Below are 25,322 nucleotides of genomic sequence, written 5' to 3' on the forward strand. Positions count from 1 at the left end.
ACGCATCTTTTGAATCCTGCAAAAACCCTGTAGCCGCTGCCGAGGTACGAGGCTGCGATGGGCTGCGTAGCGGCCCCTAGGGCGGTCCTGCGCCCCGCATCGCAGCCTCGTGCCTCGGCAGCGGCAGTCGGGTTCTAGTCCGGCTGTGCCGCCTGGAATGAGCCTTGTGCGTCAGTCTCAACACCTTCGCGCCGAATCATCCGCTTCATCTTCACTTCAAATGCCCAGGTCAGGCTCACCGCCGCGCACGCCAGGCCCAGGGCCAGGCCCCACCACACGCCGGTCGGCCCCCCGCCCAAGGTGAAAGCCATCAACCAGGCCGACGGCGCACCGATCAACCAATAGCAACCCAATCCCACCAGGAACGTGGTCTTGGCGTCCTTGAGCCCACGGATACAGCCCATGGCGATGGTTTGCACGCCGTCGAACAGTTCGAACCAGGCCGCCACCGCCAGCAGACTGACTGCCAAGCTGATGACGTCGCGAAAGGCCGGGTCGTTATGGTCGAGGAACAGCCCGATCAATTCGTTGGACAGCAGCCAGAACACCATGGCAAATCCCAGCATTACCACCGCGCCAAAGACAATCCCGACCCGCCCGGCCATGCGCGCATCGAGCAATTGCCCGGCACCGTAATGCTGGCCGATCCGCATGGTGATCGCATACGACAATCCTGCAGGCACCATGAACGCTACCGAGACGATTTGCAGGGCGATCTGGTGCGCAGCCAACTGCGTGCTGCCCATGGTGCCCATGCACAGCGCGGCAAAGGCAAACAGCCCGACCTCCACCGCGTAGGTGCCGCCGATCGGCAGGCCCAGGCGCCACAGCTCCCGCAGGTACTGGCGGTTGGGGCGCGACAGGCCTTTGCGCAGTGGGTAAGCGTCATACGCGCGGTTGTGGCGGATGTACCACATCAGCGCCAGGGCCATGCCGTTGGCGACAATGGCGGTCACCAGGCCAATGCCCATCAGCCCCAGTTTCGGCAGGCCGAACATGCCTTCGATCAAGGCGTGGTTGAGCAGGTAATTGAGCACGGTGCCGCCCAGGCTGATGACCATCACTGGCGTTGCCTTGCCGATGGCGCTGGTGAAACCGCGCAGGGCCATGAACGTCAGGTAACCGGGCAGGGCGAACGGCAGGATCGTCAGGAACTGGCCGGCCGAATGCACGTTGGTTTCGGTCTGGCCGAACATCAGCAGTATCGGTTTGAGGTTCCACAGCAGCAAGCCGGCTACCAGCGCCATGAGCCAGGCCAGCCACAGTCCGGCCTGGGTCAGCCGGGTGGCGCCTTCGATGTCGCCGGCACCCTGGCGGATGGCGACCAGCGTGCCCACGGCAGCAATCACGCCGATGCAGAAAATCGACACGAACGAATAGCTCGCCGCTCCCAGGCCACCGCCGGCCAGGGCTTCGGGGCTCAGGCGGGCCATCATCAGGGTGTCAGTCAGCACCATCAGCATGTGGGCCAACTGTGAGGCAATCAACGGCCCTGCCAGCCGCAGAATGGCCCAGAGTTCGCTACGTACCGGATGCTGCATGATCATCACGCTCAAAAAGTCAGGGAGTGGGGAAAGGGTTGATTCTCGGCGCTCTGGGTGCTTTACACAAAGGGATAAAAGCGATCGTTTGCATGATTAAAACTCATGCCTTAATGATTCTGGTAGGGTTTCGATATTACGTCGTTGGAGCTTTCCTTATGTCTCGTCGTCTTCCTCCGCTTTACGCCTTGCGGGCGTTTGAAGCGGCTTCCAGGCATAACTCTTTCACGCGGGCGGCGGAGGAGTTGTCGATCACCCAAAGTGCGGTCAGCCGGCACATTCGCACCCTCGAAGAGCATTTTGCGTGTCGCCTGTTCCAGCGCAGCGGTCGCACCTTGCAACTCACAGAAGCGGCGCGGTTGCTGCTGCCCGGTGTGCGCGAAGGTTTCGCCGCCCTGGAGCGCGCCTGCCATACCTTGAACGCCGAAGATGACATCCTGCGCATGAAGGCACCGTCCACCCTGACCATGCGCTGGTTGCTGGCACGGCTCAGCCGGTTCCGGCATTTGCAGCCGGGCAATGAAGTGCAATTGACCAGTGCCTGGATGAGCATCGATGAAGTGGACTTCAATCAGGAACCCTTCGACTGTGCGGTGTTGCTGAGCAACGGCCATTTTCCGCCGGACTGGGAGGCCAGCTATCTGTTCCCGGAGCTGCTGATTCCGGTGGGCGCGCCGAATCTGCTGAATGATGGCCCCTGGGATGCCGCGCGGTTGGCGTCCGCCGAACTGTTGCACCCGACGCCGGACCGCCGCGACTGGCGCAACTGGCTGGAGCGCATGGGGCTGTCGTCACAAGTGTCGCTCAAAGGCGGACAGGTGTTCGACACGCTGGAGCTGGGCATGATCGCCGCCGCGCGGGGTTACGGCGTGTCGATGGGTGATCTGTTGATGGTGGCCGAAGATGTGGCCCAGGGGCGGCTGAGCCTGCCATGGCCCACGGCGGTCGCCAGCGGGGAAGATTATTACCTGGTCTGGCCGAAAACCCGCCCCGGTGGTGAGCGCCTGCGCCGGCTGGCGGACTTTCTTCAAAGCGAGGTCCAGGCCATGGAACTGCCCCAGGTCGAGCGGCTCGACTGAATCGATGTAGCGCCCGCAAACAATGCGTTTGGGTGATACCCCTGTGGATCGCTCAAGTATTGCGGGTGGCCGCCGAAGTAGGTGTATCGGAGCCGCCATGCAGGAGCGGCTCAGCGTGCCCCCTACTAGAAATTTCGCCGAGTCGCGCTACGAGATCAGGATGATCCGGTCCCTCGGCCAGGAGCTGTCATGTCTCAACCTCGCGCCCGGATCGCCTCCCAACTGGGTCTTGCCTTAGCGGTCATACTGGCTGTCGTCATCAGCGGCAGTACCGTTTTTGCCTTGCGCTCGCTGGACTCCGCCAACCTCGACACCCGGGAAGAACACCTGGCGAGCGAGGCGCGGTTGTTGGCTGACCAACTCAATACCTTCCACAGCACCTTGCGCGAGAGTACCCAGCGCTTGAGCGGGCTGTTTGAAAAGCGCTTCGGCGCCGGGCTGAGTGTGCGTCCTGACCAGCCAGTGACTGTCGCCGGTGTGCAAACTCCAGGCCTGTACCTGGGCACTGAAGTGCTCAATAACAATTTCGCTGAAGTCGACAACTTCAAGCAAATGTCCGGCGGCGTGGCGACGGTGTTCGTGCGCAGTGGCGAGGACTTTATCCGTGTCAGTACTTCGCTGACCAAGCAGGATGGCAGCCGCGCCATTGGCACGGTTCTGGACCACCAGCATCCGGCGTATCAGCGCTTGCTCGCCGGGCAGAGCTACGTGGGCCGGGCGGTCTTGTTCGAACGCTCCTACATGACCCAGTACAGCCCGGTGCGGGATGCCGGTGGCAAGGTGATTGCCGTGTTGTTTATCGGCTTCGACTACACCGATGCGCAGAATGCCCAGTTCGACAATCTCAAACGCTTCCGTATTGGCCAGACCGGCTCCCTGGCATTGCTGGATGAGCAGCAACACTGGCTGGTACCGCCAGCAGGTGTGCAAGCGCTGGATCAATCGGTTCCGGTTATGCTCGACTTGGCCAAGACGCCGGGTAAGGGGCGTTTCTGGAGTGACAAGGACGAAGACTTCTATAGCGTTTCGGTGCCCTTCGAAGGCGGTCCATGGTCGGTTGTGGCCAGCATGCCGAAGGCTGAAATCCGTGCCGTCACTTGGGCCGTGGGTATTCGCCTGGTGATCGGCAGTGTGCTGGCGATGTTGCTGGCGGTGGGCGCCGCCGTTTGGTTATTGCGCAGCAAGTTGCAGCCGTTGGGGGATCTGGTACGCCAGGCCGAAGCCTTGGGCGCCGGTGACTTGAGTGCACGCCTGAACGTGTCCAGCCATGACGAAATCGGTCAGTTGGCCCGCAGTTTCAACCAGATGGGCGAAGCGCTGTCGACCATGGTTTCGCACATTCGCAAGGCGGCCGAAGAGGTCAATAGCCGCGCCCAGGCGTTGTCGGGTTTATCCGGCGGAGCGTATGAAGGCATGGAGCAACAATCCGGCGAGATCACCAGCATGGCCGGCGCGGTGGAGGAGTTCAGCGCCACCTCGTTGAATATCGCCGACAACATGGGCAATACCGAACGCCTGGCCCAGGACAACGCCCAGCAAACCCGTATTGGGCGGACCTCGATGCAAGAGGCGTCGTCGTCCCTGGAGCACATCGCCACGGCGCTGAACAGCACGGCAGCGGTGATCAATACCTTGGGGCAGCGTTCCCAGGAAATTGGCGGGATTGTCGGCGTAATCACCTCGATTGCCGACCAGACCAACCTGTTGGCACTCAACGCTGCTATCGAGGCTGCCCGCGCGGGTGAGCAGGGTCGTGGCTTTGCGGTGGTGGCGGATGAAGTCCGTAATTTGGCATCGCGTACCCGTCAGGCTACCGACGAAATTTCCGGGATGATCCAGAGCATCCAGCAGGAAACCGGCAATGCCATCAGTACCATGGAGCAGGGCAACGTGCTGATGCAGGAAGGCCTGTCACGCAACGCTGACGTGGCGTCGGCGCTGGCACGGATCGACGAACAAAGCCGCTCGGCCGGCCAGCAGTTTGCGGCAATTACCACGGCGACTCAGGAACAAAGCAGCACGGCCACCTTGCTCAGCAGCAACCTGCAGAGCATTGCCCTGGCCAACAGCGAGCAGCGGGAAGTGGTGTCGAACCTGGCCGTTACCGCCAAGGAGCTTGAGACCTTGGCGGCAGGCTTGCGCCAGGAAGTGGATCGGTTTCGCTGATGGGCCCCATCGCGGCATAAATACCTACACACCTGACGCCATCGCCTGTAGATACCGTCTTGCCCGTCATCGGGCGGCGGTCCTGCGGCCCGCATCGCAGCCTCGTACCTCGGCAGCGGCTACAGAGAGCCAAGCCCCGGATCCACTCGCTTGCCAATGTCCTTGAGGCGCGCCAGTTGATCGACCATCCCGGGCGCTTCGTCCATGCTGGTGACGAAGGTCCACAGGTAGGTCATCACCGCATACACGTGACCGGCCTTGACCGCTGGTGACAGCGCCAACTGGCTGATGGCAACCACAAACAACAGCGCCGCCAGCGTGCCAAGAAGCAGGTACGCCACGGCCTCGCGATCTGACAGCCAGATCCGCAGGCGTGACAGCACGTGGTAGTGGCGCCGCAAGGTCGGCGCGCCAACCTTTTCCACCAGGCCGATTTCTTTCTCCAGGCGATTATTCAGGCGCTCATGCAGCTCCTGATTGCGTTGGGCAAAACGTGGCAATAACGCGACACACAGCACCAGTGCAGCCAGGCACGCCAGGCCGACCCACGGCTCAATCACGATCAACATCACCGCCGCACCAACAATCGACACCAACGCCGTGGCGATGATTGGCACGTGCTTTTCAAAGAAATCGACAAACTCCCGCGCCAGCACCACCCGTGCCGCAGCCTTCGATGTGCTGTGGTTCTGCAGGCGTTGGTTGAGAATCACCGGCACCGCAAGGTCGGCATAGATCCGTGTGAAAGTGCGGGTGTCCAGCGCCCGTCGCGCGGCTCCGACCACCCAGAACGCCATGACCACGGCGGCGTAGAACAGCGCGCTGGTGGCGTCACCCCGGATAATTGAATCCACCGCGAACCCGGCAAACAGCGGGTAGGCCAGCAGCAGTGCGTTCTCCAGCGCCACCAGCGACAACGTGCAGAACAGCTTGCCGGGGTAGGCTTTGGCAATCGCCTTGAGCGTCTGGCCGGCGGATTGTTGGCCGATTTTCTTGCTTTCTTCGATCAGGATTTGTGGTGTTGCGGATGACATGGGGTTCACCGAGGGCGTGATAGGCGCTAGTATTGAGCGACTGCTCAAGTATCCTTGAGCGATCGCTCAAAAAGCAAGTGCCGCTCATCTACCGGTGCCTGAAGGAAAAGCCTCATGTCGCGTATCGACCGTAAAGACCAGATCATTGCCGCCGCCCTGGAGCTGTTTCGCAGCAAGGGTTTCGCCGATGTTTCCACCCGCGACCTGGCAGACCACGCCGGGCTGTCCCGCAGCCATGTCTATCACTACTTCAGCGACTGGAAAGAATTGCGCCGCGAAGCGTTTGTGCGGTTTGCCAATGAGCAATTGGATGAAGTGCGCGCGCCCTTGGCGGACGCGCCGCCCCTCGACGCGCTGCTGGGGTTTTTGCACGATTGTCTGCCTGGTGCCGCCGATGCCGGTTGGGCGTTGTGGCTGGATGCCTGGGACGAGGCGATGCACGACCCGGAATTGGCCCAGGCGTATCTGGAGATCAACGCCCAGTGGCAAGCCATGCTCGCCGAGGTGATCGAGCGCGGTGTTGGTGCTGGGGTATTCCGTTGCGACTCGCCCACACGCGCTGCCCGTCAGCTCTTTGCCGTCACGATGGGGTATGTCGATGACCTGTTGCTCAAACCGTCCGCTGAATCGGCAGAAGCGGTACTGGATGAGGTAATGGAGGTAGCAACGCTGCTTCTGGATTTGCCCAAGGATCTTTAGCCGACTGCCGCTGGCCGGTACTGCAACGCTTCTGCCAAATGGTGGCGAGCGATGCCTTCTGTTTGCTCGAGGTCCGCCAGGGTGCGCGCCACCTTGAGCAACCGATGCGCTGCCCGCAGCGACAAGGTCAACCGCTCGCAGGCGGTCTCCAGCCAGCCTTCATCGACCTTCGACAACGTGCAGTGCTTGCGTAGCCCCGGCAGGTCGAGAAAGGCATTGGCGCAGCCCTGGCGCTGTTGCTGGCAATCTCTGGCCTGGGCGACGAGGACAGAAGCGCTGGCGGTGTCGTCGCCGGTTTGTGGGCCGGGGTTCAGAGCGGTGCTTTCCCGCGCAACGGTGACGTGCAGGTCAATCCGGTCCAGCAAGGGGCCCGAGAGTTTATTGCGATAGCGCTGGATCTGTTCCGGCGTGCAACGGCAGCGCCCGCTTGGCTCGCCCATGTAGCCGCAAGGGCAAGGATTCATTGCCGCTACCAGTTGAAAGCGCGCCGGGAAACTTACTCGATCGCGGGCGCGGGAGATGACGATATGGCCCGACTCCAGCGGCTCGCGCAGTACCTCAAGCACCTTGCGATCAAACTCGGGCAGTTCGTCGAGAAACAATACGCCGTGATGGGCGAGGGTGATCTCTCCCGGCTGTGGTTTCGAGCCGCCACCCACCAACGCCGGTCCTGAGGCCGAATGGTGCGGCTGGCGAAATGGCCGGTGCGGCCAATGGCTCAACGGCGCCAGGCTGACCACCGACTGAATCGCTGCCACCTCCAGCGCTTCCTGCTCGCTCAAGGGCGGCAGCAATCCCGGCAGACGGCTGGCCAGCAAGGTTTTCCCGGTGCCAGGCGGTCCGCTGAGCAGCAGGTTGTGGGCGCCTGCTGCCGCAATCAGCAGCGCTCGCTTGGCGGCCAGTTGGCCTTGCACTTCGCTCAGATCAGGGTAGGGCTTGTTCAGGTACATCAACCCACTGGAAACAAACGGCTCAATCGGCACCTGCCCGTTCAGGTGCGCCACCACTTGCAGCAGATGGTCCACCGCGATCACCTTCAGGCCTGACGCGAGGCACGCCTCCTCGGCATTGGCGCTGGGCACTATCAAGGTGCGCCCGGCCTTGCGTGCGGCCAACGCTGCGGGCAGCACGCCTTTTACCGCGCGTACTTCGCCGGACAGTGCCAGTTCGCCAAGGCATTCCACGTCATCGAGCATCAGCGCCGGCACCTGCACACTGGCCGCGAGAATCCCCAAGGCAATCGCCAGATCAAAGCGCCCGCCGTCCTTGGGCAGGTCGGCGGGCGCGAGGTTGAGGGTGATACGGCGGGCGGGGTATTGCAGCGCAGAATTGAGAATGGCACTACGCACGCGGTCCTTGCTTTCCTTGACCGCTGTTTCCGGCAAACCCACCAACGTCAGGGATGGCAAACCGTTGGCCATGTGCACCTCGACGGTGACGGCAGGCGCTTCAACGCCCACCTGGGCGCGGCTATGGACGATGGCGAGGGACATGCTCGTTCCTTGAATGAAGGGCCGCTTCCTGCGGTTGTTCAAGGGTAGTCGAGGCGGGGCGAAGCGCGACGGGGGAGATTTTGCAGAACGTATCAGAAGGGCGATGCAGAGCAAATGTGGGAGCTGGCTTGCCTGCGATAGCGGTTTACCCGTTAGCGATGTGCTGCCTGACCCGCCGCCATCGCAGGCAAGCCAGCTCCCACAGTTTGATTGAGTGATGCCATGGGTTATTCGGCGGTTGGGGTCAACCGCGCTTCCAGCTCCGCCACCTTGGCTTCAAGGCTCTCCAACCGCGCACGAGTGCGTGCAAGTACCACCATCTGGCTATCAAATTCTTCCCGGCTTACCAGGTCCAGTTTGCTGAAGCCACTTTGCAGCAGTGCCTTGAACTGGCTTTCGATTTCATTGCGGGGCAGTGGGGTGTCGCCGCTGAACAGGCGGGAGGCGTGGCCACTCAGGGCGTCGAGGAGGTCTTTGGGCGCGAGCATGGGAAATATTCCGGAAAAACGGTTGGCCAGCAGTGTATCACGCAGCCTCTATAGTCTTTTCCAGGGCGGGCGACGCACGCTTTTCGCGCATGAGGCCGGGCGTCGGCGCACTGTTTTCGTGCGTATCGCTGCAGCTGTTGAGCCCCACAGGTGGGCATGAGTGGGCAAAGGATTGATTTCAGTGATTTTTACGGAGCTGGCAAGGTTTCTGCTTAGACGATCATGACCCATGCACTGATGCAGTCGCTGTGACGAATGCAGTGCGCCTTTGGTCCGGAGTACAGCTTGCGTCACCAGTGGTTAGCTCGCGTCGCAATGGCATTTGTCAGGACGACGAAGCGTTACAAAGCCAGGCACTGCGCTTAGACTTGAGACGGGTTTGTTTTCCTGGGGCAAGTCCACCAATTCGGGAGAGAGTTTTCATGAAGCTAGTCACTGCCATCATCAAGCCGTTCAAGTTGGACGATGTACGCGAGTCACTGTCCGAGATCGGCGTGCAGGGCATTACCGTTACTGAGGTCAAAGGCTTCGGTCGGCAGAAGGGTCATACCGAGCTGTATCGCGGCGCGGAATACGTGGTCGATTTCCTGCCAAAGGTGAAGATTGATGTCGCCATTGACGACAAGGATCTTGACCGGGTTATCGAAGCGATAACCAAGGCCGCCAACACCGGCAAGATCGGTGACGGCAAGATCTTCGTGGTCAATCTGGAACAGGCTATTCGCATCCGTACCGGCGAAACCGATACCGACGCAATCTAAGCCGCCAAACCCCCAACGCCCCAGGAGAAAACAATATGACTCTGCGCAAATTCGCAGGGCTAGGAGCCCTGTTGTCCATCGTAATGCCCAGCCTGGCTATGGCGGCAGACGAAGTGGCGGCTCCAGTCCTCAATTCCGGCGACACGGCGTGGATGTTGACATCCACCGCGCTGGTGCTATTCATGACCATTCCGGGCCTGGCGCTGTTCTACGGCGGCATGGTTCGTTCGAAAAACATTCTTTCCGTGATGATGCAGTGCTTCGCCATCACCGGCCTGATCACCATCTTGTGGTTCGTCTACGGCTACAGCATGGCGTTCGATACCACCGGTATGGAAGCAGGCGTCGTCAACTTCAACTCGTTTGTCGGCGGCTTGTCCAAGCTGTTCCTCTCGGGTGTGACCCCGGCCAGCATCACCGGCCCGGCGGCGCTGTTCCCTGAAGCGGTGTTCGTCACCTTCCAGATGACTTTCGCCATCATCACTCCGGCGCTGATCGTCGGTGCCTTCGCCGAGCGGATGAAGTTCTCCGCGATGCTGATCTTCATGGCTGTCTGGTTCACCCTGGTCTACGCGCCGATTGCCCACATGGTGTGGGGCGGTCCGGGTTCGTTGCTGGGCGACTGGGGCGTGCTGGACTTTGCAGGCGGCACCGTGGTGCACATCAACGCCGGTGTTGCCGGTTTGGTAGCGTGCATCGTGCTCGGCAAGCGTAAAGGCTTCCCGACCACGCCAATGGCGCCGCACAACCTTGGTTACACTTTGGTCGGTGCGGCCATGTTGTGGGTCGGCTGGTTCGGCTTCAACGCCGGCTCCGCTGCTGCGGCCAATGGCACCGCGGGCATGGCGATGCTGGTCACCCAGATTGCCACCGCTGCTGCGGCGTTGGGCTGGATGTTCGCCGAGTGGATCACCCACGGTAAGCCAAGTGCCTTGGGGATCGCCTCGGGTGTGGTCGCCGGCCTCGTGGCAATCACGCCAGCCGCTGGCACCGTCGGCCCGATGGGTGCTTTGGTGATCGGCTTGGTTGCCGGTGTGCTCTGCTTCTTCTGCGCCACCAGCCTCAAGCGCAAGCTGGGTTACGACGACTCCCTGGATGCCTTCGGCGTGCACGGTATCGGCGGCATCGTCGGCGCCATCCTCACCGGTGTGTTCGCAGCACCGGCCCTGGGCGGCTTTGGCACCGTGACTGACGTTGCGGCGCAGGTCTGGATCCAGGCCAAAGGTGTTGGCTTTACAGTGATCTACACCGCGATTGTGACCTTCGTCATCCTCAAGGTGCTGGACATGGTCATGGGTCTGCGTGTGACCGAAGAGGAAGAGGCTGTCGGCCTCGATCTGGCACAACACAACGAGCGCGGCTACAACTTGTAAGTACGCGAAAAAAAGATGCCCGGCTTGCCGGGCATTTTTTTGTCTGGCGTTTGTCTGCGGTTAAAGGTGTACGGGTTTTTCTCCTGACTTTGTGATGGGATCCACAAGGCACTTTTCAGTGTGCGAATGTCTTACAGCCATGTAGGCGTATTCGGCACTTTGTTTTTTCCCTGAGCGCGCTAGAATGCGCGCCGATGTGCGGAGAACTGTATGTGGCAACAGACCCTGATTACCCTGCGGGCCAAGCCCCGGGGCTTTCATCTGGTGACGGACGAGTTGCTCGCCGGCTTGCCTGAGTTGAAGGCCTGTCGGGTGGGCCTGTTGCATTTGTGGCTGCAGCACACCTCGGCCTCGTTGACCATCAACGAGAATGCCGATCCGGCGGTTCGTCGTGACTTCGAACGTTTTTTCAATGCGCTGGTGCCGCAAGGCACGGCGGGATATGAACACAACGACGAAGGTCCCGATGATCTGCCGGCGCACTTCAAGGCCAGTCTCCTGGGCTGCCAGCTGAGTTTGCCGGTCAAGGCCGGCCGCTTGGCAATGGGGACCTGGCAAGGTGTTTATCTGGGCGAGCACCGTGATCATGGCGGTGCTCGTAAAGTCCTCGCCACCTTGCACGGTGATGAGGCATAAGCCACTGGTTATCCGGTGGATGTTGATTTTTTCTCAGCGGCCTTCGACAGACGGCGAAGCTGGGCTATAACTAATCTGCTTTTCGCAAGTCATGAGGTAGAACATGAGCGACGATGATCTGGAAAACGACGACCTCGAAGTAGGCGACGAAGACGAAGCTGAAGAAGGTCTTGAGGCGGCTGCCGAAGACGTGGCTGACGACGACGGTGGCGATGATGCACCGGCCCCGGCTGCCAAGGGCAAGGCCAAGGCCGCTGTTTCGGTTGACGAACTGCCGAGCGTAGAAGCCAAGAACAAAGAGCGCGATGCGCTGGCCCGTGCGATGGAAGAATTCCTCGCTAAAGGCGGCAAAGTGCAGGAAGTCGAGGCCAACGTGGTGGCAGATCCACCGAAGAAGCCGGATAACAAGTACGGCAGCCGTCCTATCTAAGGTCGGTTACTTGCTTGCTGAAAAAGCCCGCCGTCGCTGCGGGCTTTTTCATGGGTGAAACAAAATGGCAGGGTTGTCGTTATTCCGCGTGGGAGCTGGCTTGCCTGCGATGGGGGTGTATCAGCTAGCGGTGTGCGGCCTGACCCACCGCCATCGCAGGCAAGCCAGCTCCCACAAAGGGTTTGGTGTTATTCCCAGCGAGTAAGTAGGCCCGGCAACTCAGTCAGGCTGCGAATCTCCGCATCTGGCCGCTTATCCGCCTCCCAGACCTTGCCCGCCGGGTTGAACCATACTGCCCGAAGCCCCGCCTGCTGGGCTCCGGCGATGTCATCGCCTGGATGATCGCCAATGTGCACGGCCGCGCTGGCATCTACTCCGCCGCGCTGCAGCGCTTCCTGAAACAACCGTGCATCCGGCTTGGCGATGCCGATGTCTTCGGCGCGCAGGGCAAAGTGGAAATAGTCTGCCAGGCCTACGCGCTGCACGTCGGCATTGCCGTTGGTGATGACGCCCAGCAGGTAGCGGCGACGCAGCGCTTGCAGCATGGGTTCGGCTTCGGGAAAGATCGTGAGCTGGTGCCGGGCGTGGAGAAAGGCTTCGAAGCACACATCGGCCATTTCCGTGGCTTCTGGCTGTGGGTAGCCCGCCTCTTCAAAGGCGTGCATCAGCACTCGATGACGCAACACGCTGATGCGGTACTTGAGTTCGGGATGGCGTTGCAGCACTTGCTGACGAAGGCTGGCAAACTGCTCCAGCGGCAACTCACCCACCTGTGGCGCGTGGGTGGCCAGCCATTCGCGCATCGACGCTTCGGCATTGATGATGACAGGCACGTTATCCCAGAGCGTATCGTCCAGGTCGAAGGTGATCAGCTTGATACTCATGAGTCGCTGCCTTTGATGCGTTTGGCCCGTGGGTGGGCGCTGTCGTACACCGTCGCCAGGTGCTGGAAGTCCAGGTGGGTGTAGATCTGGGTGGTCTTGATGTCGGAGTGACCGAGCAATTCCTGCACCGCTCGCAAGTCCTGGGAGGACTCCAGTAAGTGACTCGCAAAGGAGTGCCTGAGCATGTGCGGATGCAGGTTTTGCCCCAGCTCACGTGCACCGGCGGCCTTGACCCGCAATTGGATGGCCCGCGGCCCCAGGCGCCGGCCTTGCTGGCTGACAAACACCGCGTCATCCGACGGATTGCTCAGGGCCCGTAGCGGCAACCATACCTGCAAGGCTTCCCGGGCTTTTTTGCCGACCGGCAACACGCGGGTCTTGCTGCCTTTGCCGAGCACCTGTATCAGACCATCCGCCAGGTCCAGTTGATCAAGGTTGAGACTGGTCAGTTCTGACAGGCGCAGCCCCGAGGAATAGAACAGCTCAAGGATGGCTTGGTCGCGGTGGGCCAGGAAATCGTCCTCCACCGCACCTTCCAGCAGCTGCAGGGCGCGATCGGTGTCCAGGGTCTTGGGCAGGCGTCGCTCGCCCTTGGGCGGGGCCAAGCCGTTGGCCGGGTCGTGGTCGCACAGGCCTTCGCGGTTCAGGTAGTGATAAAGGCCACGCACCGCTGACAGCAGGCGCGCCAGGCTGCGGGAGGATTGGCCTTGCTGGTGCAGGCGGGCGATCAGGCTGCGCAGGCCCTGAATATCCAGGGCCTTCCAGCTGCCGATCTGTTGCTTCTCGCAAAACGCCAGGACCTTGTTCAGGTCCCGTCGATAGGCGTCCAGCGTATGAGGAGACACCTGGCGCTCGCTGCGCAGGTGAGCGCAGTAGGCGTCCAGTTGTCGTTCCATGGCTAGCGTACCGCGCGCAGGGCTGTGGTGAAGCGCGGCAGGACGCGGCCCAGGACTTCAGCGATGTAGCCCAAAAACAGCGTACCCACCGAGCTCTTGTAGTGCTGCGGGTCACGGCTGGCGATGGCCAGGACACCGTGCAGGCCTTGATGGCTGAGGGCGACCACGGCCGTAGAACCGATCTGCTTGCGCTGTTCTTCGCCAAACAGGAAGTCCAGCTCATGCTCGCGCAAGGTGCCGCTGATGGTCTTGCCTTCGGACAACAGGCCGCCAATGGCGGTTTGTGCGTCGCTGCCGCTGACCCAGCGACCTACCGGCATGGGCTTGTCACTGAACATGATCAGGCTGACAAAGGGCACCTGGAAGTCCTGGCGCAGGCTGTCTTCGACCGCAATCACCGCATCTTCCAGGGTAGCGGCATCCATCAGGCTGAGGATCAGGCGACGGGTCTTGTCGAACAGGCGATCGTTGTCGCGAGCGACGTCCATCAACTGCGAGAGCCGGTGGCGCATTTCGATATTGCGCTCGCGCAGGATCTTCATCTGCCGCTCCACCAGCGATACGGTGTCACCACGCTGATGGGGGATGCGCATGGCCGGCAGCAGTTCTTCATGCTCGACGAAGAAGTCCGGATTAGCCTCCAGGTAAGCGGCGACGGCCGCTGCCTCCAGGCTTTCGGAAGGGGATTCGTCGGGCGTTGGCGTAGGCACCTGGGGCTTATCGGTCATTGGATTGGCTCTCTCATAGACGGACCTGTCCTTCGTATACGCGCATGGCCGGGCCGGTCATCATCACCGGTTGGCCCGGGCCTGCCCACTCGATGGACAGGCGTCCGCCGGGCAGGTCGATCAATAGCGGCGAATCCATCCACCCCTGGCTGATCGCGGCCACGGCCGCGGCGCAAGCACCGGTGCCGCACGCCTGGGTTTCCCCGGCACCGCGTTCCCAAACGCGCAACTGCGCACGAGAACGGTCGATGACCTGCAGAAACCCGACGTTGACCCGTGCCGGAAAGCGCGGGTGGTGTTCGATTTTCGGCCCCAGTTCATGGACCGGCGCGTTGTTGATGTCGTTGACCCGTAGCACCGCATGGGGGTTGCCCATGGACACGGCGGCCAGTTCGACAGTCTTGCCGTCTACCTCCACCGGGTAGCTCAGCGCTTGCTCGTCAGCCTGGAACGGAATATCCGCCGGGACCAGCCGAGGCGCGCCCATATTGACGCTGATCTGGCCGTCGCTGCGGATATCCAGCTCGATGATGCCGCTCTTGGTCTCGACACGAATCTGCCGCTTGGCGGTCAGGCGCTTGTCCAGGACAAAGCGGGCGAAGCAGCGGGCACCGTTGCCACACTGTTCCACTTCGGAGCCGTCGGAGTTGAAGATCCGGTAACGGAAATCCACTTCCGGGTTGCTTGGGGCTTCGACCAGCAGCAATTGGTCGAAGCCAACACCGGTGTGACGGTCGCCCCACAGCTTGGCGTGCTTGGGCAGGATATGCGCGTGCTGGCTGACCAGGTCGAGGACCATGAAATCATTGCCCAGCCCGTGCATCTTGGTAAAACGCAGCAGCATGGTCTTACTCCGGCAGCAGGCTTTCGCCAGCATACAACTCGGCTACCGTCTCGCGGCGACGCACTTCAAACGCTTGATCACCGTCCACCAGCACCTCGGCGGTACGACCGCGGGTGTTGTAGTTGGAACTCATGACAAACCCATAGGCACCGGCTGAATGCACGGCCAGCAGATCGCCTTCTTCCAGGGCCAACTGACGTTCCTTGGCCAGGAAGTCGCCGGTCTCGCAGATCGGGCCGACGATGTCGTAGTCGCGGCCGGCACCGTCACGCGGGCGCACGGCAGTGACATTCATCCAGGCCTGGTACAGCGCTGGCCGGATCAGGTCGTTCATCGCCGCGTCGACGATGGCGAAATCCTTGTGCTCGGTGTGCTTGAGGTACTCGACCTGGGTCAGCAACACGCCGGCATTGGCAACGATATAGCGGCCTGGCTCGAACATCAGCGTCAGTTCGCGGCCTTCGGTACGCTCGCGCACGGCCTTGATGTAATCGCTCACCAGTGGCGGCTCTTCATCGCGATAACGTACACCGACACCACCACCGAGGTCGATGTGGTGCAGGTAGATGCCGCACTCGCCAAGACGGTCGATCAGCGCCAGCAGGCGGTCGAGGGCATCGAGGAACGGTGGCAGGCTGGTCAGTTGCGAGCCGATATGGCAGTCGACACCCAATACTTCCAGGTTCGGCAACTGGGCGGCGCGGATGTAGACGTCTTCGGCGTCAGCGATAGCGATGCCGAACTTGTTTTCTTTGAGGCCGGTGGAGATGTACGGGTGAGTGCCCGCATCGACGTCCGGGTTGACCCGCAGGGAGATCGGCGCGCGAACACCCAGCTCGGCCGCGACGATTTGCAGGCGCTCCAGCTCGTCGGTGGACTCGACGTTGAAGCAATGCACGCCGACTTCCAGCGCACGGCGCATGTCTTCGCGGGTCTTGCCGACGCCGGAGAACACGATCTTGTCCGCTTTACCGCCAGCTGCCAGCACACGCTCCAGTTCGCCTCGGGACACGATGTCGAAACCGGCGCCCAGACGCGCCAGGACATTGAGCACGCCCAGGTTGGAGTTGGCTTTTACTGCGTAGCACACCAGGCTTGGCGTGCCTTCCAGCGCATCGGCAAAGGAGCGGTATTGCGCTTCGATGTGGGCACGGGAGTACACGTAGGTCGGGGTGCCAAAGCGCTCGGCAATGGCGGACAGCGCGACACCTTCCGCGAACAGCTCGCCGTCCCGGTAGTTAAAAGCGTCCATGGTGTTCCCTTAGAAGGTGTCGTTCTTGTGCGCTTTGGTTTGCGACGATTGCGCCTGCTCATTTGGATCTTTGCTGTCATCCGGCAGGTACAGCGGGCCCTTTTGACCACAGGCACTAACGAGGCAAGCGACCGCGACGAGCGCAGCAAGGGACGAGATCAGGCGCTTCATGGCGAAATCCTTGAATATGCATTAATTGCGCCCGAGTATACCGACCACCCGCCAGCTTGCCTATGCGCCGGGATACCCGTCCGGCGGGGCTTTGCCGAGATTGTCGCGATTAGGCTTACGGTAATTGAGGATATTTCACGCGGCTGCGGGTAATGAAATCAGTATCCTTTGCAATCATGATGGTGCGTCCGTATTGTGCGGCGCTTGAGCGAGACCAGACACTTTTCGAGGTTCCCACAATGAGTTTGACCGAAGCCCGTTTTCACGACCTGGTGGATGCGACCCAGCAAGCGCTGGAGGATATTTTCGACGAGAGCGGTCTGGATGTGGACCTGGAGAACTCGGCCGGTGTGCTGAGCGTCAAATTCGAAAACGGCACCCAACTGATTTTCAGCCGCCAGGAGCCTCTGCGTCAGCTATGGCTGGCGGCGCGCTCCGGTGGTTTTCACTTCGACTACGATGAAGAGGAAAATCGCTGGGCCCACGACACGAGCGATGAGCTGCTGAGCGAAATGCTCGGTCGCCTGACCAAGGAACAGGCCGGCGTCGAGCTGGACTTCGACGAGATCTGATCGTGACACAGCCCGTTTCCGTACGCCCGCCCAAGCCGCTGTTCAGTAATGTCAGCCCGGCGGTGCCGTCACCTTGTATCAGTTTATGTCGGCTGGATGAGCAGAAAGTCTGCCTCGGCTGCTTCCGCCATGTGGAAGACATCCGCGAATGGCGTTCTGCCGACGATCAGCGGCGGCGGGTGATCGTCGCCCAGGCTGAGCAGCGCAAGGCCTGCTCCTGACCCTGGCTTGTTTATTTATTGCGCTGTGGTAGTGTCCGGGTACACCTCAACTCATCGAGGTCCGTGAGAACCCCGCCTTTTCCTGGCGGGGTTTTGCTTTTTTGTGCAGAAAAAAGGAGTCTGCCTGAATCATGACCGCACCTTCCATCATCCTCACCCGTCTCGACGTGCAGCGTCTTGAGCAACTGATTGACCGTGTAGGCGAGGACTCGCCGGGCGTTGAAGCCCTGCAACACGAACTTGACCGCGCCGAAGAAGTGGTTGGCCACGATGAGGTGCCTGCAACGGTCGTGACCATGAACTCCAGCGTGCATTGCCGTGAGCAAGGCAGTGGCAAGGACTATCACCTGACCCTGGTTTACCCCAAGGACGCGAATGCCGATCAAGGCAAAATCTCGATCCTGGCCCCGGTCGGCAGCGCGTTGCTGGGCCTGCAAGTCGGTCAGCACATTGATTGGCCGGCGCCTGGCGGCAAGACCCTCAAGCTGGAACTGCTCAGTGTCGAAGCCCAGCCCAAAGACGGCGGCGCCTTCACCCTCTAAATCTGGTTCAGCGCCTGATTGAGCGCCTGCTCCAGCTCGGCCTTGTAGCGCAGGTACAGATTGCTCGGGCTTTGAACATCACCGAGCAGGCCGGACAGGTCCAGGTCGGTGATGTAGCAACGGTAACGTTCAGTCTCCCGGCGTTGCCCGACGATCTCTTGAGCGACCACTGCAAATAGCTGGTCGCCAAATTCCAACTCGCAAAACTCCCGCTGATTGCAGTACAAGGTGATGCTCACCTGACCCGGTGCGCCTTTGCCGATGATCGCCTGCACGTCATAAAACGGTTTGTTGGCCAGGGTCTGCGGTGCGGAGCGCGGTTCGGCCCGGCGCGCGCGGCCGCTGCCTGATGGCAATAGCTGGTAGTACAACGTTTGCACCGCACCCAGCGGTTGTTGCGGGTCCAGAGTGGACAGCGCGTCGCGGCGGTAGATGATCGACTGCAGGAAGCGTTGCAACGGCACCAGCAGGCTTTGCTCGTCGTGAAACGGCAGGCGCTGTTGCCAGAGGGCGTTGAATTCGTCGAGGACGTACAGCTCGGCGAAGGCGTCGTTGATTCGGTAGAACACCTGCACACAGTTGGGCAGGCCCATGGGCAGCAGCAACGCCAAGTCATGGTCTTCCAGGGCCATGGCGTCCAGGTGCAACGGGCTGTAGCTGGCCAACTCCTCGCTGAGGTAGCCGATCAATGCCTGTTGGCTGGCCAAGGACACATGATTGACTTGCCCCGGCGCCAATTCCATCACGTGATAGTGCTGCTGCACCTGAAGCAGGTAGCGATGATTGAGTTGGCCGAGCAGCAGGTTTTGCGCGGTATCGAAAACTTCTTCCACCCGCTGGGCAATGAATTGCGCGCGGTTATGACAGAAGCAGCGCACCCGTAGCCTTGGGAGTTGATTGGGCGGCAGTTGGTTCAAGTAGTCCCGCAGGCAATCGAGCAGTGCATGGGGGCCGTCATAGCGGCTGACCATCACCTCGTTCCAACTGTTGACGGTAACCTGGTCCAGGGTCAACACCAGGTTTTCCCGCACGCCCGCATAACTCAAGGAGTCGGTGCGTTCGGTGGTCATCAGGATGTTCAGGTCACGATGGTGCTTGAGCGGGTCGATGCCGACATTGACCAGCAGCAGTACTTCGTTGGGCACCGCCGTGCGCAGCAGGTGTTCTTCGTCGACGCTCGCCAGGGGTAGGGCGATGGTCTGTTGCAGGCTGCCCAGCAGGTTGAACAGCTCGAATTCGGTCATATCGCTGGTGCCTGGGTGCAAGGCCAGGCGGGTGCTGCTGTCGATCACGCCGTTGCGGTGGCACCAGGTGAGCATTTCCAGCAGGTCGCGGCTGCGCTTGATCGGCGCGAAGTGCTCCCATTCCAGGGCATTCAAGCTGCCGTTGTACAGGCCCCAATGATGTTGGCCCGGCTCCTTGCGATTGGGCGAGTGGACCAGGGTCAGGGTGTCTTCCGCCAGATCTGGGGCAATCCCGGGATTGATGAACTCGATCTTGCCGGCCTTGCGTTCGAAAGCGGCGTACAAACGCCGACCGAGTACGTTGAGGTCGCGTTTGTTGATCAGGCTGACGGTCTGTTCGGTGCGGGCGAACTGGGTCAGGAAGCGATAGCTGTAATTGAGTTCGTTGACCAGGGCGCGGCGTTCGGAAGCGACCTGGCGGACTTTCCACTGGCTGCGGCTGTCGAGGAGGGCCAGTTGTCGTTGATCCCAGCCCCACTCGTTGGCCAGCCGCTCAAGCAGCAGGCGTTGCCAGCCTGACGACCGTTGGCCGGCGCTGAGTTTGCGGTTCACCTTCAGGTACAGGCTGCGTCGCACCAGTTCCAGGCGCTCCGGCTCGTGACGGGCGTTGAGGTGTTCCTCGATACGTCGGTAGACCACGATATAGGGGTCCAGCTCATCCAGGTCCACTTGGTTGGCGAACACCGCACGCTTGAAGCGCAGGCTCAGGCATTGCACGTTCGGGTGTTCGCTGGCGTAGACCTCGGTGAGCAGCAGTTTGAGTACTGACTTGTACGGGGACTCGATGCCCTTGAACAACTGCCACAGGCCTGCCCCGATAAATTCCCCGGGCGGGATGTGGGCCAGGTGGCCCAGGTCGAGGGTTTCATCGGCAGGAATAAAACGTTTGGAAATCAGCGCGTGAGTGAATTCGGCGTAACGGGTTTCCTCGTAGACCGGAACCAACCACCAGATCGGCGTGCGCCCGGCCAGCCAGATGGCGGTGCGATAGAACTCGTCCAGCAGCAGATAGTGCTGGGTGGTGCCGCAGTCGTCGGAACTGAGCTGGGTGTCGCGCTCGCCCAGGACAAACCGGGTGGGTTCAATCAGAAAAAAATGCGCTTCGGCACCCATGGTCAGGGCCCAGGCTTCCAGCAACTGGCATTTTTTGCGCAGTTCGGCCAGTTCGCTCTCGCTCAGGTCGGGGGCATGGCAGACCCACACGTCCATATCACTTTGATCCGCTTGGGCCAGGGTGCCCAGGCTGCCCATCAGAAACAGGCCATGAATCGGTCGTGGGGGGTTGCCGTGGCGGGCTTTGTAGGAGAACGAACGAGTCAGGCGCTGGGCTTCGGCCAGCACCGGAGCGTCGGGTTCGAAGTTAGACAGCCCGGCCGGTGTGCTGCCCGAAACGTAGCCAGGCAACAACGGGTGGTTGACGTGAAAAAACAACGGCAGCAGGGTCAGCACGCTCTGTTGGCGTGGGGTCAGCCCCTCGATGGCCCGGGCGATACGTCCTTCATTCAGAGCCAGAAACCGCGCACGCAGCTGGGCCAGCACCTTGCGGTCGATGCCTTCGTCCAGGTCGGGGCGGATTTCATGGGTGCGGGTCATGTGGAACTCGGTGGCTCGCAGGGCCCGACGTGGGCAGCCGTGTGGGAGTTTACAGTCAGTAGCGTAGGACGTTTAAGCGGAATTTGTTTTTGACGTCAGGATTTTATCGCAGGCGCAGGAATGCCCGCGGAATCCGTGAAAAGAGGATCCCGTGGGCGATGCGTGGTATCAGGCGGCTTCTTTGGTATTGCTGATGGTAAGAATGGTCAGCAGGCCCTGGGCCTGTTCTGCTGCGTCCCGGCCAAGGCTGGTCAGGTAGCCCCCGTCTGGCTGGTCGATCAATTTTTTATCGAACAGGCGTCTGGCAGCGGCAATGGCAGAAGGTGCGGCGGTCTGATGAACTTTCAGACCTTCCTGGGAGCTGCCCAGGTTGAAGAGTGCAAGGATTTCCAGTTCGGCAACCAACTCAGGGGTATACGACATAAGGACTCCAGACTTTCTAGGAATTTTTAGGCGTTAGCAGCCATAAGGTGAACGCACTTGGGCGAGCTGTCCAGCAGGAAGTCGTGGAGTGTTGACATGGCGCAGGGTGAACGCAAACGGTGCGGTCACGAGGATCCAGGGTGGGAGCTGGCTTGCCTGCGATAGCGGTGTGTCAGGCGGCTGTAATATTGGCCGCGCCGGCGTCATCGCAGGCAAGCCAGCTCCCACATGGATCAATGTTTGGCCGCAATTATCTTTCAGGCGGCAATTCTGGCAGTGCGCGCAAGGCCGTTTCATACCATTCGGTATTGAAAGCGCGGTCTTCCTCAAGCAGGGCATCAATCTCGACGGCAAGCACATGGGCCATCATCTGCAGGATATCTTCACGCTCATACCCCACCAGGGTCAGCTTGTTGAACGTAGCTTTGGCGGCGGGCGGGTTGTCGCTTTCGATCTGGTTTTCGATCGCTTCAATCAAGGTGGTCTCGGCGAACTCTTCTTCGTCGTTGTCGATATCGGTTGGCTCGCTCATGGCAGGCTCCTGAAGGAAAGGGCGCCAGTCTACCTCCATTCAGTCGGGTGATGCTGCTGGTCAGGTGCGCCTGGACGTTCTATAACAAGTGCTGCCAACCCCGTACACGGCCTGGAGGCTTTGTGATGCTCAAGCTTTATGGATTTTCGGTCAGCAACTACTACAACATGGTCAAGCTGGCGCTGCTGGAGAAAGGGCTGCCCTTCGAAGAGGTGCCTTTCTACGCCGGCCAAACCCCTGAAGCTCTGGCTGTAAGCCCCCGTGGCAAGGTGCCGGTGTTGGGTGTTGCGCAAGGCTTTATCAATGAAACCAGCGTGATCCTCGAGTACATCGAGCAGACTCAGTCGGGGCCTGCGCTATTACCCGGTGACCCGTTCCAGCGGGCGCAAGTGTTGGCGTTGTGCCGGGAGATCGAGTTGTATATCGAGCTGCCAGCTCGGGCCTGTTTTGCCGAAGCGTTCTTTGGCATGCCGGTACCGGAGGCGATCAAGGAAAAATCCAAGGCTGAGTTGCTGCTGGGGATTGCTTCGTTGGGGCGCCATGGACAGTTTGCGCCTTATGTGGCGGGAGACAGCTTCACGATTGCGGATCTGTACTTCATGTACAGCGTAAACCTCGCCAGCGCCGTGGGTGAGAAGCTGTTCGGCCTGGATCTCTTGGCTGAGTTGCCAGCGCTCAAGGCACTGCTGGAGCGCCTGCATGCGTTGCCCAATGCCCAGCGAGTGGCGGCGGACAGGGAAGCGGCAATGCCGGCGTTCATGGCGATGATTGCGGTGAAGAAGTAGAGCTTGGGTGCCTGTGATGACGCCTTCGCGAGCAAGCCAGCTCCCACATTCCTGTGGGAGCTGCGGTGCGACGATTCGACTTGCCTGCGATGCTTTTAGCGGCTGGCGAGCAATTCCTGGCCACGGGCCACGGCTGCCTTCACCTGCGCCGGCGCAGTACCGCCGATATGGTTACGGGCATTCACCGAACCTTCCAGGGTCAGCACCGCAAACACGTCCTGCTCGATCTGGTCGCTGAACCGACGCAGTTCTTCCAGGCTCATTTCCGCCAGGTCCTTGCCGGTGTCCACACCGTATTTCACGGCGTGACCGACGATTTCGTGGCAATCACGGAACGGCAGGCCACGGCGTACCAGGTAATCGGCCAGGTCGGTGGCGGTGGAGAAGCCACGCAGGGCCGCTTCACGCATGATGGCGTGCTTGGGCTTGATCGCCGGGATCATGTCGGCAAAGGCCCGTAGCGAGTCGCGCAGGGTATCGGCGGCGTCGAACAGTGGTTCCTTGTCTTCCTGATTGTCCTTGTTGTAGGCCAGCGGCTGGCCTTTCATCAGGGTCAGCAGGCCCATCAGCGCACCGAATACCCGGCCGCTCTTGCCGCGCACCAGCTCTGGCACGTCGGGGTTTTTCTTTTGCGGCATGATCGAGCTGCCGGTGCAGAAACGGTCCGGCAGGTCGATGAACTGGAATTGCGCGCTGGTCCACAGCACCAGCTCTTCGGAGAAACGCGACAAGTGCATCATCGCGATGCTGGCCGCAGCGCAGAATTCGATGGCGAAGTCACGGTCTGACACGCCATCCAGCGAGTTGCCGCCAACGGCGTCGAAACCCAGCAGTTGTGCGGTGTATTCGCGGTCGATCGGGTAGGTGGTGCCCGCCAGCGCGGCGCTGCCCAAAGGCATGCGGTTGGCGCGCTTGCGGCAGTCCACCAGGCGCTCGTAGTCGCGGCTGAGCATTTCGAACCAGGCCAGCAAGTGGTGGCCGAAGGTCACTGGCTGGGCAGTCTGCAAGTGAGTGAAGCCGGGCATGATAGTGCCCGACTCACGCTCGGCCTGCTCCAGCAGACCTTTCTGCAGGCGGGTGATTTCAGCCAGGATCAGGTCGATTTCGTCCCGCAGCCACAGGCGGATATCGGTGGCCACCTGATCGTTACGGCTGCGACCGGTGTGCAGTTTTTTGCCGGTCACGCCGATGCGGTCGGTGAGGCGGGCCTCAATGTTCATGTGCACGTCTTCCAGGTCGACGCGCCAATCGAAGGTACCGGCTTCGATCTCACCACGGATGGTGGTCAGGCCGTCGATGATGCTGTCGCGCTCGGCGTCGGTCAGCACGCCGACCTTGGCCAGCATCGTGGCGTGGGCGATGGAGCCCATGATGTCGTGGCGATAGAGGCGCTGGTCGAAGGTGACGGAGGCGGTGAAGCGCGCGACGAAGGCGTCGACGGGCTCACTGAAGCGGCCGCCCCAGGACTGGTTGGTCTTGTCGGTGCTCATGGATTCGCTCGTGATCTGCTGAAAGAGGGCATGAAAGTGTGCCGCCGATAATAACAGGGTTGCCCTTGGAGGCGATGCTGCGGCGTGTCGGCATTTTTATTTGTTTGGAGGGTGGCTAAGTGCCTTGCCGTCTGCCTCGTCCGGGAAGAGACTGGAGCCAGGATTGAACGGGGGGTTTAATGCGGTCGGTCCTTGGGGTAAACAAGAGGTGTTTATTGAAACGATATTTGACGATTGAGCAATATCGTCTTCGTGAGCGTCTACAGTTGCACTGATAGGTAGTTGTACTGACAGAAGGTGAAGGCCGTGGTGCAGCGCACCAATGTCAGGCGGTGAGGTCGAACTCCAGGCTAACCATAAAGAGAGGGGGTGTTCGTATTGTGTATCAGCAAACCCTACGACGGTGCCCGACGGCATCGGACTCCAGGCGGCATTGAACAGGTCCGGGTAAATATTGGTGCCACTCTCGGGGCACTTTTTGCCGCTCACGCTAGTCTTAGCGTGGATCGCCGTGACGGAAGTCACCGCACCTGTCTACGCTATCCTTGTGCGAGACTCACGCAGGAATCCAGCGCAATATGAATGTCCTGATCGTTGATGACGAACCCCAAGCCCGCGAGCGACTGAGCCGTATGGTCAGCGAACTCGAGGGATACAGTGTCTTGGAGCCGAGCGCCACCAGTGGCGACGAGGCATTGGCCTTGATTGACAGCCTGAAGCCGGATCTCGTGCTGCTCGATATCCGCATGCCGGGCCTTGACGGCTTACAAGTCGCCGCGCGCTTGAGTGAGCGCGAGTCGCCGCCCGCATTGGTGCTGTGCGCCGCCGAGGATGAGTTTTCCTCGCACGCCCTGCATGCCAGTGGTGTCAGCTTCCTGGTCAAGCCGGTCAGCGCCGACGCTCTGCTCAAGGCGCTGAAAAAGGCCGAACGCCCCAACCGTATACAACTGGCAGCCCTGACCCAGCCTGCGGCGCAAAGCGGTAATGGGCCACGCAGCCATATCAGCGCCCGGACCCGCAAGGGTATCGAACTGATTCCACTGAGCCAGGTGGTCTACTTCATTGCCGATCACAAGTACGTGACGTTGCGTCACGAAGCCGGTGAAGTGCTGCTCGATGAGCCGCTCAAGGCTCTGGAAGACGAGTTTGGCGACCGCTTCGTGCGCATCCATCGCAATGCGCTGGTAGCCCGAGAGCGTATCGAGCGCCTGCAGCGCACGCCGCTTGGGCACTTTCAGTTGTTTTTGAAAGGGCTAAATGGCGATGCCTTGATCGTCAGTCGGCGTCATGTCGCCGGTGTACGCAAGATGATGCAGCAGCTTTAGCCCAAGGGCTGCAACGGTTCCAACATCCCCTATCCCGGTGCGATGCGGCCAGGGAGGCCCCGCACTTGCTGATTCAAATCAAAGCGTATTTGCCTGAGCTGTTATTATCTGCCGTATCTA

General features: G+C 60.8%; 26 protein-coding genes. 12 read left to right on the plus strand and 14 right to left on the minus strand.

Going from position 1 to position 25,322, the window contains the following annotated elements:
* Nucleotides 1-134: 134 nt before the first annotated feature.
* Nucleotides 135-1,547 carry a NorM family multidrug efflux MATE transporter gene (locus tag GNF76_RS07190; RefSeq protein ID WP_155582469.1) on the minus strand — a complete coding sequence of 471 codons (1,413 nt, stop codon included), beginning with the start codon at nt 1,545-1,547 and terminating at the stop codon, nt 135-137.
* A 152-nt stretch (nt 1,548-1,699) separates the two neighbouring features.
* Here GNF76_RS07190 and GNF76_RS07195 point away from each other — a divergent pair, with 152 nt between their 5' ends.
* The gene (locus GNF76_RS07195) at nt 1,700-2,620 is read left to right on the plus strand and encodes a LysR substrate-binding domain-containing protein (protein WP_155582470.1); all 921 of its coding nucleotides are present in this window, start codon (nt 1,700-1,702) and stop codon (nt 2,618-2,620) included.
* A gap of 189 nt (nt 2,621-2,809) precedes the next feature.
* On the plus strand, nt 2,810-4,786 hold the full coding sequence (locus GNF76_RS07200; RefSeq protein ID WP_155582471.1) for a methyl-accepting chemotaxis protein: 1,977 nt from the start codon (nt 2,810-2,812) through the stop codon (nt 4,784-4,786).
* 119 nt (nt 4,787-4,905) lie between these two features.
* Here GNF76_RS07200 and GNF76_RS07205 read toward each other — a convergent pair whose 3' ends face one another.
* Nucleotides 4,906-5,820 carry an ABC transporter six-transmembrane domain-containing protein gene (locus GNF76_RS07205; RefSeq protein WP_155582472.1) on the minus strand — a complete coding sequence of 305 codons (915 nt, stop codon included), beginning with the start codon at nt 5,818-5,820 and terminating at the stop codon, nt 4,906-4,908.
* A 114-nt stretch (nt 5,821-5,934) separates the two neighbouring features.
* Between GNF76_RS07205 and GNF76_RS07210 the strand changes: the two genes are divergently transcribed.
* Nucleotides 5,935-6,519, plus strand: coding sequence for a TetR/AcrR family transcriptional regulator (locus GNF76_RS07210; protein WP_155582473.1), 585 nt, complete (start codon nt 5,935-5,937; stop codon nt 6,517-6,519).
* Here the strand turns inward: GNF76_RS07210 and GNF76_RS07215 are convergent.
* A complete protein-coding gene (locus tag GNF76_RS07215) occupies nt 6,516-8,012 on the minus strand; it encodes a YifB family Mg chelatase-like AAA ATPase (protein ID WP_155582474.1) in 1,497 nt (498 codons plus the stop codon). The genes GNF76_RS07210 and GNF76_RS07215 overlap by 4 nt on opposite strands.
* Nucleotides 8,013-8,239: 227 nt before the next feature.
* Complete coding sequence (locus GNF76_RS07220; protein WP_155582475.1) at nt 8,240-8,500, minus strand: accessory factor UbiK family protein; 261 nt, start codon at nt 8,498-8,500, stop codon at nt 8,240-8,242.
* Nucleotides 8,501-8,922: 422 nt separating this feature from the next.
* On the opposite strand from GNF76_RS07220, the gene glnK reads away from it, so the two are divergent.
* The 4 genes from glnK to sutA all read left to right on the plus strand — a co-directional run bounded on the left by glnK (nt 8,923) and on the right by sutA (nt 11,700).
* Nucleotides 8,923-9,261 (plus strand): P-II family nitrogen regulator, encoded by a 339-nt coding sequence (gene glnK, locus GNF76_RS07225; protein WP_002555808.1) that lies wholly within the window; start codon nt 8,923-8,925, stop codon nt 9,259-9,261.
* Between the two features lie 35 nt (nt 9,262-9,296).
* Nucleotides 9,297-10,634, plus strand: coding sequence for an ammonium transporter (locus GNF76_RS07230; RefSeq protein ID WP_155582476.1), 1,338 nt, complete (start codon nt 9,297-9,299; stop codon nt 10,632-10,634).
* A 210-nt stretch (nt 10,635-10,844) separates the two neighbouring features.
* Complete coding sequence (locus GNF76_RS07235) at nt 10,845-11,270, plus strand: secondary thiamine-phosphate synthase enzyme YjbQ (RefSeq protein ID WP_155582477.1); 426 nt, start codon at nt 10,845-10,847, stop codon at nt 11,268-11,270.
* A 103-nt stretch (nt 11,271-11,373) separates the two neighbouring features.
* Nucleotides 11,374-11,700 carry a transcriptional regulator SutA gene (gene sutA / locus GNF76_RS07240; RefSeq protein WP_155582478.1) on the plus strand — a complete coding sequence of 109 codons (327 nt, stop codon included), beginning with the start codon at nt 11,374-11,376 and terminating at the stop codon, nt 11,698-11,700.
* A 188-nt stretch (nt 11,701-11,888) separates the two neighbouring features.
* Here sutA and GNF76_RS07245 read toward each other — a convergent pair whose 3' ends face one another.
* The 6 genes from GNF76_RS07245 to lptM are packed head-to-tail and all read right to left on the minus strand — an operon-like array spanning nt 11,889 to nt 16,475.
* The gene (locus GNF76_RS07245; protein WP_155582479.1) at nt 11,889-12,584 is read right to left on the minus strand and encodes an HAD family hydrolase; all 696 of its coding nucleotides are present in this window, start codon (nt 12,582-12,584) and stop codon (nt 11,889-11,891) included.
* Nucleotides 12,581-13,480: a tyrosine recombinase XerC gene (gene xerC, locus GNF76_RS07250; protein ID WP_155582480.1), complete on the minus strand. Its 900-nt coding sequence runs from the start codon at nt 13,478-13,480 to the stop codon at nt 12,581-12,583. Before xerC ends, GNF76_RS07245 begins: the two co-directional genes overlap by 4 nt.
* Before the next feature lie 2 nt (nt 13,481-13,482).
* Nucleotides 13,483-14,208, minus strand: coding sequence for a DUF484 family protein (locus tag GNF76_RS07255; RefSeq protein ID WP_155582481.1), 726 nt, complete (start codon nt 14,206-14,208; stop codon nt 13,483-13,485).
* A 13-nt stretch (nt 14,209-14,221) separates the two neighbouring features.
* Nucleotides 14,222-15,052 (minus strand): diaminopimelate epimerase, encoded by an 831-nt coding sequence (gene dapF / locus GNF76_RS07260; protein WP_155582482.1) that lies wholly within the window; start codon nt 15,050-15,052, stop codon nt 14,222-14,224.
* 4 nt (nt 15,053-15,056) lie between these two features.
* Nucleotides 15,057-16,304, minus strand: coding sequence for a diaminopimelate decarboxylase (gene lysA, locus GNF76_RS07265; RefSeq protein ID WP_155582483.1), 1,248 nt, complete (start codon nt 16,302-16,304; stop codon nt 15,057-15,059).
* Nucleotides 16,305-16,313: 9 nt separating this feature from the next.
* Nucleotides 16,314-16,475 carry an LPS translocon maturation chaperone LptM gene (gene lptM / locus GNF76_RS07270; protein ID WP_155582484.1) on the minus strand — a complete coding sequence of 54 codons (162 nt, stop codon included), beginning with the start codon at nt 16,473-16,475 and terminating at the stop codon, nt 16,314-16,316.
* Nucleotides 16,476-16,714: 239 nt separating this feature from the next.
* On the opposite strand from lptM, the gene cyaY reads away from it, so the two are divergent.
* The 3 genes from cyaY (at nt 16,715) to rnk (ending at nt 17,810) form a co-directional block, all read left to right on the plus strand.
* On the plus strand, nt 16,715-17,047 hold the full coding sequence (cyaY, locus tag GNF76_RS07275) for an iron donor protein CyaY (protein ID WP_155582485.1): 333 nt from the start codon (nt 16,715-16,717) through the stop codon (nt 17,045-17,047).
* Between the two features lie 2 nt (nt 17,048-17,049).
* Complete coding sequence (locus tag GNF76_RS07280) at nt 17,050-17,268, plus strand: DUF1289 domain-containing protein (protein ID WP_178123214.1); 219 nt, start codon at nt 17,050-17,052, stop codon at nt 17,266-17,268.
* A gap of 131 nt (nt 17,269-17,399) precedes the next feature.
* Nucleotides 17,400-17,810: a nucleoside diphosphate kinase regulator gene (rnk, locus tag GNF76_RS07285; RefSeq protein WP_155582487.1), complete on the plus strand. Its 411-nt coding sequence runs from the start codon at nt 17,400-17,402 to the stop codon at nt 17,808-17,810.
* Here the strand turns inward: rnk and GNF76_RS07290 are convergent.
* The 3 genes from GNF76_RS07290 to GNF76_RS07300 form a co-directional block, all read right to left on the minus strand.
* Complete coding sequence (locus GNF76_RS07290; protein WP_155582488.1) at nt 17,807-20,647, minus strand: class I adenylate cyclase; 2,841 nt, start codon at nt 20,645-20,647, stop codon at nt 17,807-17,809. The two genes, rnk and GNF76_RS07290, sit on opposite strands and share 4 nt — an antisense overlap.
* A 168-nt stretch (nt 20,648-20,815) precedes the next feature.
* Complete coding sequence (locus GNF76_RS07295; protein WP_155582489.1) at nt 20,816-21,070, minus strand: TIGR02647 family protein; 255 nt, start codon at nt 21,068-21,070, stop codon at nt 20,816-20,818.
* A gap of 250 nt (nt 21,071-21,320) precedes the next feature.
* Nucleotides 21,321-21,602 (minus strand): hypothetical protein, encoded by a 282-nt coding sequence (locus GNF76_RS07300; RefSeq protein WP_155582490.1) that lies wholly within the window; start codon nt 21,600-21,602, stop codon nt 21,321-21,323.
* A gap of 125 nt (nt 21,603-21,727) precedes the next feature.
* Between GNF76_RS07300 and GNF76_RS07305 the strand changes: the two genes are divergently transcribed.
* Nucleotides 21,728-22,387: a glutathione S-transferase family protein gene (locus tag GNF76_RS07305; RefSeq protein WP_155582491.1), complete on the plus strand. Its 660-nt coding sequence runs from the start codon at nt 21,728-21,730 to the stop codon at nt 22,385-22,387.
* Between the two features lie 95 nt (nt 22,388-22,482).
* Here the strand turns inward: GNF76_RS07305 and argH are convergent, their stop codons facing one another.
* Nucleotides 22,483-23,877, minus strand: a complete 1,395-nt coding sequence (argH, locus tag GNF76_RS07310; RefSeq protein WP_155582492.1) for an argininosuccinate lyase — start codon at nt 23,875-23,877, stop codon at nt 22,483-22,485.
* Nucleotides 23,878-24,455: 578 nt separating this feature from the next.
* Between argH and GNF76_RS07315 the strand changes: the two genes are divergently transcribed.
* Nucleotides 24,456-25,202 (plus strand): LytR/AlgR family response regulator transcription factor, encoded by a 747-nt coding sequence (locus GNF76_RS07315; protein WP_155582493.1) that lies wholly within the window; start codon nt 24,456-24,458, stop codon nt 25,200-25,202.
* The last annotated feature ends 120 nt before the right edge of the window (nt 25,203-25,322 follow it).

This window comes from Pseudomonas spelaei (assembly GCF_009724245.1).
GTDB lineage: Bacteria > Pseudomonadota > Gammaproteobacteria > Pseudomonadales > Pseudomonadaceae > Aquipseudomonas > Aquipseudomonas spelaei.